This window comes from Bacteroides sp. DH3716P, assembly GCF_025914115.1.
Taxonomy (GTDB): domain Bacteria; phylum Bacteroidota; class Bacteroidia; order Bacteroidales; family Bacteroidaceae; genus Bacteroides; species Bacteroides ovatus.
On record NZ_CP083673.1, the window covers coordinates 3189967 to 3204191 of the forward strand.

Genomic DNA, 14225 nt, shown 5'->3' on the forward strand with positions numbered 1-14225 from the left:
TTGCATTTAAAGTTTGCTTCCTATAAAAAACAACTTTGCAATTAAGGAAAAGGAAGTTTAGATGGGGAGAAGAAGAACTTATCTAATAACAGATTGGAGATAGGAAAAGAATAAAAGAGAAGGGGTTCACCAAGTGAAAGGGCAGGGTTCACCCTCTAACCCCGATGAACAGGGAGAAGTGAAGGGTGAAGGGAATATGGATGCAAAATAGATTTCAGGGATAATAAGTTGAAAAGTTACTCTTCTTTGGCTGTGCCGCCAATACTACGGATGTATTCATTCGGAGTAACTCCCGTACTCTTTTTGAATGACCGGAAGAAAGAAGCACGCGAACTAAATCCACAAAGTTCCGCCAATGCAGTCAATGTATAACGTGAATATTGGCTGTCCGCCACCATTTTCTTGAATTGAGTGACACGGTATTCGTTTATAAAGTCATAATAGGACTGATTAAGATACTGGTTCAAAAGATACGATAATGAATGTGAGGAAGTATCCAATGCAGCAGCCAGGTCACCCATTTTTAAGTCGGGATTGATATATGGCTTTTCTTTCTCCACATAAGCCACCAGTTTCTTATGGAGTTCTTTACATTCCTCTTCAGTCAGTCTATTGGTCTTATATTTCTCTTCAACAACGGAAGGTTGTTGCTCTGAAATTACTTCCGGATGTTCTACAGACTGTTCTCTTTGTTGTATCGCCTCCTCTACTGATGATGCCGAAACCAGCGAAGCAGAAGAAACAAGCAAACGACGCATACGTTTCCAGACATAATACCGTATAAAGGCTATAATTCCTACGATTAATAAAATGGAAAGCGTCCATCCCCACCAAGGTATCATAGGGCGTACTGTCACTTGACAGATAGCTTCCGATTGCTCATTTCCCGGAAGGCGTACACGGAAAGTATAAGTTCCAGAAGAAAGTCCGTAATAAGAGACTTCGTTCTGCGCAGCCAATAGTTTCCAGTCCTTGTCCACTCCCTCCAATCGATATTCATATAGTAAGGCAGATGGCAGACCATAGGCGAAATCTGTGAAACAGAAAGTCAAATTATTCTGGTTGTATTTCAAAGAGGAACTGGTAAAAGGTACGCCATTAGCCAGTATATCGGTAAATACAATCGGACGAACCTTGCCACGCACTTCGTCCACACGTTTCGGATCGACATAAATCAGTCCTTTAGTGTTACCAAACCACAATAGTCCTTTTTCATCTTTATAAGCAGCTCCATTCGTAAAAGTTGGTCCCGGCACTCCATCATTAAAAGTGAAAGCATCATATTCCTCTCCCTCTTCTTTGATACGCAATAACCCGTCATTGCAAGCCACCCACAACCAGCCTTGGTTATCTTCTATAACAGACATTAGCGAATTGTCCGGAAGAGTAGAAAAGATAGAGCGGTTCTGGAACCGATCCATCGTTAAAGTAGATGTAAACAAGCTCCCTTTCTCACGGATAAAATAGAGATTGTGTCCAGCATCTTCGTAGATAGTACGCACTTTATCCCGATGAACGAATCCCTCCGGAAACACATTAGAGCGTAAACTTTGAGAAGCCGGATCATAAATACACATACCGGTTTCGGTGGCAATCCATCCTTTGCCTGTAGAATCAAAACTTACTTCATACACATTGCCCTCCGGCAGTTGGGAATTAGCACTAGTAAAGTGTTTGATCTGTTTGGTCTGTCCGTTATAACAGAAGAGTCCTTGTGAAGTCCCTATCCAAAGATTTCCTTTTGCATCCGGTTTCACACAGAATATATGTCCCTTTTGAAAAAGCTCCGTATCGCCTTGTGCAAAATATTTCAGAGATAATGTTCCCGGATTCAGTACCATCATACCGCCACCATACGTACCGATATAATATTCTCCTTGATAGAAGCTGATTGTCAGTATCAGATCTGAAGTCAAAACGGGCTTTACAAAACTTTTCACTACTCCGGTGGCTTCGTTTATATAAAACAAACCGTCACGTGAACCGATAACTTTCTCTTGTCCTCTGTTTACGAAAGAACGAATGGAAAGATTTGCCGAATTGAATAAAGGTGGATAGGCATACGTACGGAAAAGGCCGTTCTGATAGAGTGAATAATCCAGCCCTGCCTGAAAATGCCCCACCCAGACGGCACCTCTATCATCTACAAGTAAGGAATAAATAGAATTACTGCGAATTCCTTCCTTATCATTGACATCATGGTAAAAACGACGTGTCACTTGTTGGTCTTTGTGTGAAAGGAAGTGGACGCCATTACCGTCAGTAGCTATATAAACAGTCTCTTTCCCATCGCTGGATATATCAGAAATGACATCGCAGCCTAAAGATACTGTATGAGAGAATGTTTCCTTTTTTATATCAAAACGTACTACACCTTGGCTCATTGTGCCTAAATAAAGCGTTTCTCCAATACGGGTCAGGCAACGGAAATAATCGGCTTCGGGCACATTCTCCTGAAAATGCCAGGAATTAATATTGCCGTCTTTCAGTGAATAAGAATACAGCCCCTGCACCGTAGCCAGCCATAATACGGTTTTATCTTCATTCAGACAAATATCCATGATTCTGTTACAGGCGGCAAACATATTCCGGTCTGTCAAGACCTGTAGTAATTGACCGTCTTTATGAATGAATAAGCCTTTCTCTGTTCCAATATAAAGAATATCCTTATTAGCCAACAAAGTATTTACAGCAAAATCAATCTTTTCAGGGACAATTCTTTCCAATTGACTGTTTGTACGATTCAATCGCCAAAGTCCGATTCCATTTCCTACCCACAGTTGTTTGTTGGCTGTTTCTGTAACGCTGTTTACCCGCTTCTTTCTTCCTGACTCAATACCCCGGAATTCAAAATGGCGTACTTTCACTCCATCAAAACGGTCGAGACAATTATCTGTCCCTAACCACACAAAACCTTCGGAATCTTTATAAATAGCATTGACCAACAGTCCTGACAGCCCGTCGGACATGACAATATTACGGAATATATAGTCTTTAGCTTGTAGTTCCACACCACAAGCCAAATATATTAATATAAGAATCAGATATTTAATCGTGTCTTTCACTTACAACTGCTTCCTTTCATATTAAACATGTGACAAACATACATAAAAATCTCCAAAAGGAAGTACTTATAATTAAAAAAGTCATCCCTTCGTATTCTCTATATGCACATAAACAAATACGAAGGGATTAAATTATTTACTCAATGTTATTTGAAAAATATTTGAGTAACAAAAATAAAGAATTTACTACCTTAGAAAAAGATAACAGCATATATACAAGAACGATGTTGTAGAATTTATAATTTCACTTTCACCTGCGATTTCTGATAAACTACCGGGATTTTCTTATCATTCACTTCTACAGACACAGGCTTCTTTGTGCTTCTAAAGGTGGTATTTATCTTCGGCTGTCCGTCTATCCAAAGATCAAGTTTCTTATCTTCTGCTTTCTGAATAACGAACAGCTTAGCCAATGATGAAAAGTAAGTTTCATTACCCCGTCTCAATGCACTTCCATAAGCAATAAAGAAGTCCTTAGCGTTCTTTGCTTCAGTACCTTCTGGGTAAGAAACTGCAAACATATAAGCATCTGTCATCCAGCCGTCGGGCATAATCCATGAATTACTGTGCATTAATCTTCCGTCCGCCAGTTGGTTGATATATAAATCGGTAATTTTACCTTTATGACGGATACGAAGCCCTATCCAGTCCTGCCCTTCACGTCTTTCCATTTTAGGCAGGTCTTTTTCATCGGGAGTGTCTTTCAGAATAATAGCTGTCAGTCCTTTCACACGGTTCACCTTGGCTGGTAAATGGAATGAATAATATTTTTCGGTTCCTTTCAAATCTTCCGTAGGAGCTTCTATTTCTTCCCAATATAAATCTTCGGGATAGTCGTGCACAAAATCGGACTTAGCCAACATGCGGGGATATAAAGGACGGATGACTACTGAAGAATTTCCGTTTGTCACATTCACGTCAATGCCCGATTTCTTATAAGTTCCATTGGTATGCCATAACCATTCGAACTGTCCTACCTTATGTGTCTTCAAATCATCGATCATATAAATCACATTATCCATCCACAGGAAATGACGGAAGTTACGGCTGAAATTATTAGAGACAGGACCTGTTCCATTGGCCAAAACATATTTCACATTACCCGCATCCAAGAGATGATAAAGATTTCCTCGCAAAGTAGAGCCGCTATACTGTTGTTCACGAGGTTGCCCCTCCCCGTTGAACAGGACTACATTATGTGCCTGGCTTTGAAAAAAATAGTTGCGATAGGCAAGATTGGGATACCAGCAGTTTCCTCCATCCTTGATAATATCAACGCCTTTATGAAAAACAATAAAGGAGTTGGCATCCGCATGGGAATGATTCCACGTATGACCGCTTTTCACAGCAAGCATCGTAGCATCCTTCTCCCAAGAAGTACGCATGGTGGCCCAACCGAAATCCGAGAATAGCTGTGAGGTTTTCAAATCGGGAGTTACGGGAGCTTTACTCAAATCAGGGGTATAGAGAAAGCCCATCGGACGATTCAGGAAAAAGCCATCACGATGTTGTCCTTGTTCCACTTGGGCTATATACCACAATATTGTTGGATCTTTCATCCCCAATGCATACAATAACATCATACTGGATTCTGCCGATACATTTTTATGGCTATCTCCAAAATTCAAACTATGCAGCATTCCTGTACGCGGATAGCATACTTGAGAAAAGTAGTTCGGAAGTTTTGCCAATTGGGGTATATTGCCGGGATTTTGTCCCGGATGAGTGTTTATCCAAGCGATTCGAAACAATAGAGCTTCCTGAATACCAAAGTTTGCATAATTCAGACTTTCATACATTCCTCCAGCCTCATCAAAACTCTTTGCTTTCTGTTGCAAGGCATCGCCTGCAAAGTCAAACCATTCGGGAAGTGATTCATGAAGTTGCTCCACCCAATCTTTTACTTCGGGAAGTTCATTTTGTAGGCTTAATGCTAATATTCCACCCTGGCATACACAGGAAGTCCACCAGTTGTGTCCCATAGAGTTCAAAGAATGGATTCGGGTAGGTTCCAACAGCCAGTCGCCCAAGGCAGACTCTACAGCCAATCGTTTCAAGCCTTCGGCAATCTTTTTTCTTTCCGAAGAAGACATTATGTTATAAGCCGCATCATATCCTATGGCAGAAAGGAAGCTCTTATGTGCCATGCCCAGTTGCGAACGCCAGACTGGAATACGTGCCATCATTTCCATATCTCCCCAGGATTCGGCTTCCACAGCTTTCAAAAGAATTTCTTTGATTATATTTGCATACTCTTTATTATCCGTCATCAGATAGGCCAACGACAAATAATCCAACCGATTGAAATCTTCCTTTTGCAAAGCTTCATCGGCGGTTTTCTGAATATCCTCCCAGGCTTCCCGCAATTTCGGTTCATTCTGCATACGTTGTTTTACCTGCTGAATACGTTGAGGGGTGTACAAAAGGGAAGGATGATTTATCTTTTGTGCAGATACAAACGATGCAAATAATATTCCGATCAGGCATAGAACTATTTGTTTCATGATATTTATTGCTTTTTCATTTTACTGTTCAATATTGATTAAAAATTCTTCTAAAGCTGCATTGAATTCCTCCGGTCGCTCCATATTCATCATGTACCCGCAATCCTCTATGATTTTCAGCTTTCCATTAGGTAGATATTCCAATATGGGAGTTTTTTTTGAAAATTTGTTATCAGAAGAATGACCTTCAACAATTAAGGAAGGTACGGCAGGGTGACTCTTCTTCAATTCTTCAATAGCATCCAGCCCTGCTACTACCCGTACTTCTTTGTGTAGCGGTTGCCATGCATCCCATTCGTCAATCATCTGCCACAAAGGAGCACGCATCCGTTCACGTTGACTTCCACCGGATTTCATTAATCCTTCAAACCACTCTTTCTTCATCACCTCCACTCCTTTCTTTTTCAGGGCAGTTATTTCTTCATCACGCACCTTTGCTTCTTCTTTAGTCATCGGCTCACTGGGACCCTTCGATTTCCGGATGTTTCCACTGGCTAAAAAAGCCGATAACATCCGGTCTGGGAAATACGCCAACATATCAGCAGTAATGAACCCGCCCAAAGAAAGCCCGACAATATGCGCTTTCTTGATGTGCAAAGAGTCCATTAAAGTAACCAGATCTTCAACATGCATAAATTGATAATCTTCTGTTTGGGAAGAAGAAATGCCGTATCCTCTTAAATCATAGCGAATGACATGATACTTTTTCGCAAACACAGAAAATTGTTCATCCCACATACGATGGTCGAGCGAATGACCGTGAACAAAAATTATCGGTTCACCCTGACCGGCTTCTTCATAGTATAGAGAGCCGTTTCCTACATTGATACGCCCTTGTTTGACAACCAATGGCTTGCCTTTCAGTATTTCTGAAACAGTCCGTGAAATGACAGGGCTGCCAAAGAAAGAAGAGAAACCATCTTCTTTAGCAGAAGAACCTGTTACATGGGAGATGAAGAATCCGTAAACTTTATCGTGTTTATTTATCCACGGATAAGCACCGGCCCATCCCGGTGAACTAATCTGATAAGCTTCACCTGTCTTTTTATCTATTAATTCACGCCATTCTCCTAATCCGTAGACTCCATTGTGGGATTGTCCCAGTCCTTTCGCTACATAATTATCCGAGTTATTCGAAGGGATTATGGCGCCTTTCACTTGGTCGGCCTGCATTTCTTTCACAGTTTCTGCTGATATAATTTGCTTGCCATTATACATTCCATCGTGATAAATCATGGACAGGAAGTGAAGATAATCATTCATTGTAGTACACAGTCCGCCCCCTAACATGGGTGCATGTCCGCCGTCCGTGTTGATTGGGGTAAAATGAGAGTTCTTCATTTCCAAAGGTTGTGCCAGCAGTTCCTGAAAAAGCGTTTCAAACTCCTTTCCCATCGCCACTTCTGCCATTCTTCCGGCAATTTGCATGGCAAGTCCACCATATTCAAAACGAGTGCCGGGAGTAAAGACTGTATCCAAAGGAAGAATTTCAGTGACTGCCGAATCCAAATGATTATAGTTATCTACACGAGGCTCGGGAAGATATGGACGTACTCCTGATGTATGGGATAATAATTGCCGGAGAAGAATCTTACCTTTAGCATCGTCTTTAAATTCCGGCAACCATTTTTCTACCGGATCATCCCATCCCAAATCAGTACGGTCTACCACCGCGCCTATGACAGCAGCCGCTACCCATTTTCCGGCAGAAGCGACATATACTTTTGTATCGGGTGTATAATCCCGATAGTTCTTCTGAAAAATGACGGTATCATTCTTCACTACACAAATGGATGCTCCGGGGTAATATCCCTTGTCTACCCATCCTTGGATAACAGAATCCAAAGAAGAGAAGTCATACCGACTTCCCTGACCGAATGATATTTTGCAAGAACCAGACAAAAAGCAGATACTTACAAAAGCGGCAATTAATAAACGATTCTTCATATCGTTGTTTACTATCTATTATTCTGATTGTAAATCCCAATATACGACATAGCGCTGGTGATGTAAATCATACAGCGGACGAATCACATCTCCTTGTTCTGTCGTAAACTTCAAATCACTTCCTACACGTTGCAAAGCACGTTCAGGGTGTTTCTTATCCAGTTTCAAAGAAGTGCGCAGATGTGCAGGGACATGAAAATTATAGGTATAATAATCATTATAAAGAGCCGGATTTGAGAAAGGAGCAGGTGCTTGCATACCTTCAGTTCCCCGTTCTCCCGCCAATACCAACGGGCCATATAACAGGGCTGCCTTATCCGGGTTATCCGGAGTAGTTCCCAGTTTGATTTGCATCGGATAAGTAGCCGAGATTTGATCGCCATCTTTCCATTCACGGGTAATGGCAATATAAGAACCAGATTTCTGTTTTACAGATATTTTCTTACCATTCACCGAAACTTTTACATCCTTGCTCCACGAAGGATAGCGCAGATAAATAGTCGTGCGGACAGGATTTTCTGCCTGAAGAGTAAAACGTGTTGTTTCTTCCTGTGGGAATTCCGTTTCCTGACGGATTGTCAGTCCTTTTTCTTTCCAGGTTACCTGTGAAGGGATAAATAGATTTACATATATTCCCCGGTCGTTGTGATAGTAAATAGCTTCTCCATATTTGGCATGATTCTCGAATCCGCTGCCTACACAACACCAGAAAGAGTTCTCTTTTGTGCTATACAGTTTATGAGACCCGGAAAGCAAAGGCAGAAAATAAGCTACCATACCTGTTTCAGGGTCTTGTTGTCCCAAGATGTGATTATACAATGCCCTTTCGTAATAATCTGCAATAGATGAATCGCCCGTCCAGCAGAAAAGATGGCGGCTAAGTTTGAGCATATTATAGGTACAACAAGTTTCTCCGGTATAGCCAGTCAGATGTTGGGATAACTTCTTCGGATCAAAGTAGTGTTCTTTGTCACTGCTACATCCCGGAGCAAAAGTATGATGGTCAATCATGGTGTGCCAGAAGAATTCCGATAGTTTCCTGCTTGTCTCGTTGCGGGTTAACTCGTAGTTGCGGGCTTCGGCTATGACTTTCGGGATAAAGGTATTCGTATGTTTAGTCCCCAAGTCATCGCGAAGTTCTTTCAATGGGTCGATTACGTCATTGTGGTAGAAATATTCCGCCAGCCAGCGATAACGTTCGTCTCCTGTGATAGCATACAAATTGTAAAATGACTCATTGATACCTCCAAACTCATTACGTATCATAAGTTTGCGGGTTTCTTCTGTGAGCGGTTTTAGTTTGTTATAAGCCCAGTCGCCCATTTTAGTCACCACTTTCAAGGCTTGCAGATTATCTGCATACAGATATTGGTCTATCAGACCGGAATAAAGCTTATGCAAGGTGTACCAAGGTGCCCAGACACTCTTTCCCCGGATATTACGGTTTATCAATTCTTCGGGAAAAGCACTTAGATATCCTCCTTTCAAAGCGTTCTGAACTTCAGTCAGCCCGTTGACAAGGCTATCCCCTTTCAGCTTGAAAATTTCACTTCCGGTAGCGGCATATATCAAAGCATAAGCCGAAAGCAAATGTCCGGTAGTATGTCCGCGAAGCTCACAGTCCAAGGATTCCCAGCCACCGAGTTTCTTCACTGTCATATACCCGCCTTCACGACCGGCAAAGACTCCGGCATTTGTCCGGAAACTATGCAACAGGCGATTCACATCAATGGAAGTCATCCATGCGGAATCCCGCAACATATTGTCACGAAAACGACTTGGCAATAAACGGATGTCTTTCAAATCAAAACTTTCCACCCGTACAGGAGCTACTGTCTCTTTTTTCATTTTCCCCTGGTGTTGTCCGGGGTACACGGATTGAGCCGACGATATAGCCGATACTGCCAATAATGCGATTGCAACCAAAAACTGCTTACTCATAATCATTGTTTATATATTTAATATCTATAAAGCTACTATTTAAACTAATTTTACCGCACACGTATATCCTCTACAAATTCGTTCTTTACAAATCCATTCAAATCCGTCATCCTCTGACCATTAATAACGACATTATCAAAGATTACATTCTTCACTTTCCGACTGTTGTCGAACCCTTTGATTAGAGACGGATTCTCACCAAGCCCGTCATAAGTAATATTACGGAAAGTGACATTTTCAATTCCCCATCCGGGAGCTTTATCATATTTCTCATTGAAACGCACATTGAGATGAAAAAGTCTGCCTTCTTGAATACTCTCTACACGAATGTCCTCAAACAAGACATTACGTACCAAGTTCTTATCACCGCAATCAATCGCCATACACCCTTGATATGGAACATCGTCCTCATCATGTTCCAAAATATCTATCTGCCGGAAAGTAAGGTTTTCCATTACTTCGCCTACCGGTGATTCCGGGTCTCCATGTCCACCGATATTAATCGGATGAGCAATATCCGCCCAAAGAACAGCATTCTGCACTGTGATATTGCCAGAGCCTCCCCACCAATTCCAACGGTGATTATAGAGTGCAATGCAATCATCACTGTTACGCATAAAAACATTGTCAATCAGCACATCACGACAGCACATCAAGTCGATTCCGTCACTCCAACTCTTACAGCTAAAGGATTTCAGATTCTTCACCGTCAACCCTTTTGTTCCTGCACCAAACACCGTATAATGATTCGGATTCACTACCGTAATTCCATCAATGAGTACATTCTTTGCATTCGTCACTTCGATACCACGAACCGGATGAGCCAATATACCACGACCGATAATACGTACATTTTCTACACCGTCAACTAATAACTTAGCCTTAAGCACTGCACCCGGAGCCAAATATACGGTAGTATTGCCAGGAACACGTATCAGATTATTTGGCAAATCCAAAGGAGCATGAACACCCGGTCCGAAATACATGATACCTTTTTCTGCTTTTTTATAAACCTCTGTTTCCAACGGATTGGCAAAAAGATGCAGATTATGAAGTCTGTCCCCATTAAATTCCACTGACAGATATTGAGGCTTGTCCAACATAAAAGTAATCACATTCTTGTTCTGCCGGTATTGGATGTTGCAACTAAGAGGACGTATATCAACCTCACGTACGGTTCCATTATTCTTTTTCACCATCACCTCAACCGTTCCATTCATATCAAACTGAACCATTGAAGCATTCTGCACAGCATCCATATCTACCTGTACATTATATTCAAACAAATCTTCCCATTCACCTCCCGGAATACGGACACGCACCGTATAATCATCATTATGTGGCATATTCGCCTTCAAACCTTCCGGATAAGTCACCAACTGCGCCTGTAATGTCACGCAAAATATGAATAATAAAATACTGCAAATTTGTCTTTTCATATATAATCACACATTTTTTATAAAACACTGCCATTCCGTAGCCACGTTTTCCGGCTATGAAATGACAGTGCAACAACATTGTTATTAAATAAAACCGTAAATTCTTTATGAGTACTTATTCTTTAATACGCAGCAATATGCCGAAATACTCAATCCGAAAGTACTAAAAATAATCAAATGACAATTGTATTAATAGATTTACCTTTCAATATAACACGTATATACTTGCTACCTACCTTAAAACTACAAGGGCGTTCTTGCTCTTCCGGATTGTAAGCTACAACTACCACTTTACCATCATGCGAACGGAAAGCAAGCGTATTCTTACCATCTGATACTTTCAGCAGGCGACTGCCCGGCTGAACAAAATGGGAAAGATGTTTCATCAAATAATATTCATCCGTATAGCGTACCTGCCCTGTTTTTCTGTCAACAATAATAAGAGTGTTTTGTGCCCAGTCCCACCAACTCTTACAGGTTTCGTTCAATACCATATTCCAATAAATATAAGAATCAACACCATTATTGAAGCAGTGAACTACAGCATTCCATGTGTTTTCCAAAGCAGACCAGTCATTCTCCGAATTACCACACATATTCTCTGTCTGCATGTAGCAATAATCCGGATATTCTTTATGTACAGCCGGCAAAGCCCGCATGCCTGTCCATTGCACGCCAACACCTTTTACATATTTATCAGAATCTTTCTGCTTGAAAAAAGTACGTACATAATCCGGATTCGGATAATTGACTGTTCCCATCCAGATTTCAGTATCAATGGAATCTTTTTCAAACTGGGGCCCAAGATACTGATTGACAAAAATAGCCAAGTCTTCCGGACGCCAAGTACAGGAAGGCCAGCAGGGAGTCCATGCGATTTCATTTTGCGGCATAATCATCTGAATGTTTATGCCGTTCTGCTTGTAAGCCTGTACGTATTTGGAAAAATAAATGGCATACGCCTGAAGATACCCCTGTTGCATTTTAAAACCGGTAACATTCCCTATAAGATTACGATGAGGGTCGAGACGGTTGTGCCCCACTTCAGTCCCTTCAATACCGGAACTCTTCTGCGAATAATGTTCATTGACTTTCATCCATGCAGGCGGTGTCCAAGGAGAGGCCCACATCTTCAAATCAGGACGCAGCTTCAGCGCTTCCTTAATATAAGGAATGAGGATATAGCGATCACGGTCAATACTAAAGTTACGCATGGTATAGTCATCCTTTACGTCATTGTAGGAATAATATCCCATAGCATAATCACTGGCACCAATAGGAGTACGTCCTAATGCGAAATGAATACCCTCTTCCGAGAACAAGGCTGCCATCACTTTATCACGTTCTGCCGGAGACAAGCATTGCAAGGCATCCCAACTAAGTTCATTAAAAGTACCTCCAAACCCAACAACATTCTGTAACAGACTGTCAGGATAAACACAGATATCCGCTTGTCCGGCAGGATTTTTATCCAATGTCTGTTTTTTCTCTACCCAACGTTCGGTAGAAGTGGTGGAATATATACTAACCTTCTGGGCAGAAACAGTAGTAGAAACTGCCCATGTTATTGCAAAAAATGCAGTTATAGTCTTTAATTTCATCATTGTCTTTATTCTAATCAGGATAAGAAACCGCCCGTTTACAGACGGTTTCTTATTTTTATCTTATCAACTTGTTACCTCAACTCATTCTCCTTTGTAGAACATCAGAGTACCTATTCCGGGAAAATCATTATCATATTCAAACGGGTGAATACTGGTAGCCGGACGATATTTCTCCGCAAACTTCTTCGAATAGGGAGCACTCACTCCTTTTACATGCTTATAATGACTATAAATCATTTCATATCCTGCATAGAAGTGTCCCCGACCTTGATATGAGATTTCGTTTTGCTGACCATGTCTGGTTTCCCAATAGGTAAACGGCATATCTACAGCTTCAATAGGATCACAATTGAACTTTGCATAATATTCAAAGAATGCAAGAGTCAGATTTACTTCCTCAAATATAAAGTATATTGATAATCAATTAGTTACTGTTAGCAAGGTACAAATGATATGCAAATGTAAGTATAAAACCATATAGAAAAAGTACAAATGGACATTACTTTGTATGATAACATCCTTTTCTACAGATTAAGGGTCAATACAATGATATACTACTGATATTCAGTATATTGAAGCTGTTCCTTCCTTGCATTCAACAAAGAGCGTTAAATTATATTAAATCCTACAGGACCATTATGATTCGTGCAAAGATAATATTTTGCAGTCAAAGGAAGAAAGACTTCTTGAACCTCTTATATGGTTCTGTGCTTCTGTTTCTGACGTAAGCTGACCCGTACGGTTTTCGAGCTTCAAACAGACATATATACAGTTTACTTTAGGTTAGCATATATATAAAAGCTAACCAAGGTAAACTAAAGTGTTTTTGTCCTGTAGATACTGCACTTTGTGGACTCTTTTCTCCTTTGACTGCAAAAACCTCTTATAGCCTTTTCTCCACTTGTAACGTTCAGTCATACTGCTGTACCATGCTGTCTGCCATGTACCACCCCATCGGGCTTTGATAGGAATTGTGTTGCAAAGGTACCTGTCATGGCGTTCATCCTGCAAGGTCGGTGCCTGTGGTTTGTCCGTGAAATCTCCACGCTCTGATTGTGGCAGAGGTAGTATTTGACGGCAAAACCTTGCATTGATGAGCCATAACACCTTTTGGGGCAACATAATTCTTTAATCAATCCCGATGGTAGTTGGTTCTACATNCAAGGTCGGTGCCTGTGGTTTGTCCGTGAAATCTCCACGCTCTGATTGTGGCAGAGGTAGTATTTGACGGCAAAACCTTGCATTGATGAGCCATAACACCTTTTGGGGCAACATAATTCTTTAATCAATCCCGATGGTAGTTGGTTCTACATAAGGGAAGAAAATAAAATATTATCTTATGGCTAACATTTGCGACACTCAGTACAAGGTGACAGGCTCACGCAAAGCCGTGGCAGACCTTTGGAACACACTCCAAGAGTTGGAGGTGAACAGTAAGAATGTGTATCTGTATCTCTTGGCAGAACACTATGGCATTGACTACGAGAAGAAAGGCATCTCGGTGAGAGGACACATCTATTGGGCAGAGTATGAGGAGAACGTGGAAGACGATTATGCCCTCTTGTCCTTTGACACCGAAAGTGCTTGGTCTTCCTGCGACTTGTTCTTTGAGGAGGTGAACAAGGCACTTGGCGACGAACTTTCAATCAGTTGGCGAGAGATTGAGCCAGGTTGCGACATCTTCTATACGCACGATGAGAACGACTTCTTCCCCGAAGAGTGCTA

At 41.3% G+C, this 14225-nt stretch carries 9 protein-coding genes; 1 reads left to right on the forward strand and 8 read right to left on the reverse strand.

What is annotated here, in order from left to right; translation table 11 throughout:
• Nucleotides 1–236: 236 nt before the first annotated feature.
• The 8 genes from KQP79_RS11780 to KQP79_RS11815 form a co-directional block, all read right to left on the reverse strand.
• Nucleotides 237–3065 (reverse strand): two-component regulator propeller domain-containing protein, encoded by a 2829-nt coding sequence (locus KQP79_RS11780; protein ID WP_004308584.1) that lies wholly within the window; start codon nt 3063–3065, stop codon nt 237–239.
• Nucleotides 3066–3301: 236 nt separating this feature from the next.
• Nucleotides 3302–5569: a heparinase II/III family protein gene (locus KQP79_RS11785; RefSeq protein ID WP_004308583.1), complete on the reverse strand. Its 2268-nt coding sequence runs from the start codon at nt 5567–5569 to the stop codon at nt 3302–3304.
• A gap of 21 nt (nt 5570–5590) precedes the next feature.
• Nucleotides 5591–7516, reverse strand: a complete 1926-nt coding sequence (locus tag KQP79_RS11790; protein ID WP_234120702.1) for a class A beta-lactamase-related serine hydrolase — start codon at nt 7514–7516, stop codon at nt 5591–5593.
• An 18-nt stretch (nt 7517–7534) separates the two neighbouring features.
• Nucleotides 7535–9463 carry a glycoside hydrolase family 127 protein gene (locus tag KQP79_RS11795; RefSeq protein WP_138343314.1) on the reverse strand — a complete coding sequence of 643 codons (1929 nt, stop codon included), beginning with the start codon at nt 9461–9463 and terminating at the stop codon, nt 7535–7537.
• A 44-nt stretch (nt 9464–9507) separates the two neighbouring features.
• Nucleotides 9508–10896 carry a glycosyl hydrolase family 28 protein gene (locus KQP79_RS11800; RefSeq protein ID WP_061448511.1) on the reverse strand — a complete coding sequence of 463 codons (1389 nt, stop codon included), beginning with the start codon at nt 10894–10896 and terminating at the stop codon, nt 9508–9510.
• Between the two features lie 173 nt (nt 10897–11069).
• On the reverse strand, nt 11070–12497 hold the full coding sequence (locus tag KQP79_RS11805; RefSeq protein ID WP_061448554.1) for a glycoside hydrolase family 30 protein: 1428 nt from the start codon (nt 12495–12497) through the stop codon (nt 11070–11072).
• 84 nt (nt 12498–12581) lie between these two features.
• The gene (locus KQP79_RS11810; RefSeq protein ID WP_264386637.1) at nt 12582–12824 is read right to left on the reverse strand and encodes a hypothetical protein; all 243 of its coding nucleotides are present in this window, start codon (nt 12822–12824) and stop codon (nt 12582–12584) included.
• A gap of 477 nt (nt 12825–13301) precedes the next feature.
• Nucleotides 13302–13622, reverse strand: a complete 321-nt coding sequence (locus tag KQP79_RS11815; protein WP_004319902.1) for a hypothetical protein — start codon at nt 13620–13622, stop codon at nt 13302–13304.
• A gap of 217 nt (nt 13623–13839) precedes the next feature.
• Between KQP79_RS11815 and KQP79_RS11820 the strand changes: the two genes are divergently transcribed.
• Nucleotides 13840–14225 (forward strand): hypothetical protein (locus KQP79_RS11820; RefSeq protein ID WP_264386638.1); only part of this gene is annotated, 386 nt, incomplete at its 3' end.

What these genes read in the sequence shown, in the direction of transcription:
- KQP79_RS11785 (WP_004308583.1), bottom strand. Translation starts at nt 5,569, where the DNA reads ATGAAACAAATAGTTCTATGCCTGATCGGAATATTATTTGCATCGTTT.
- KQP79_RS11790 (WP_234120702.1), bottom strand. Translation starts at nt 7,516, where the DNA reads ATGAAGAATCGTTTATTAATTGCCGCTTTTGTAAGTATCTGCTTTTTG.
- KQP79_RS11795 (WP_138343314.1), bottom strand. Translation starts at nt 9,463, where the DNA reads ATGATTATGAGTAAGCAGTTTTTGGTTGCAATCGCATTATTGGCAGTA.
- KQP79_RS11800 (WP_061448511.1), bottom strand. Translation starts at nt 10,896, where the DNA reads ATGAAAAGACAAATTTGCAGTATTTTATTATTCATATTTTGCGTGACA.
- KQP79_RS11805 (WP_061448554.1), bottom strand. Translation starts at nt 12,497, where the DNA reads ATGAAATTAAAGACTATAACTGCATTTTTTGCAATAACATGGGCAGTT.
- KQP79_RS11810 (WP_264386637.1), bottom strand. Translation starts at nt 12,824, where the DNA reads ATGCCGTTTACCTATTGGGAAACCAGACATGGTCAGCAAAACGAAATC.
- KQP79_RS11815 (WP_004319902.1), bottom strand. Translation starts at nt 13,622, where the DNA reads ATGTTGCCCCAAAAGGTGTTATGGCTCATCAATGCAAGGTTTTGCCGT.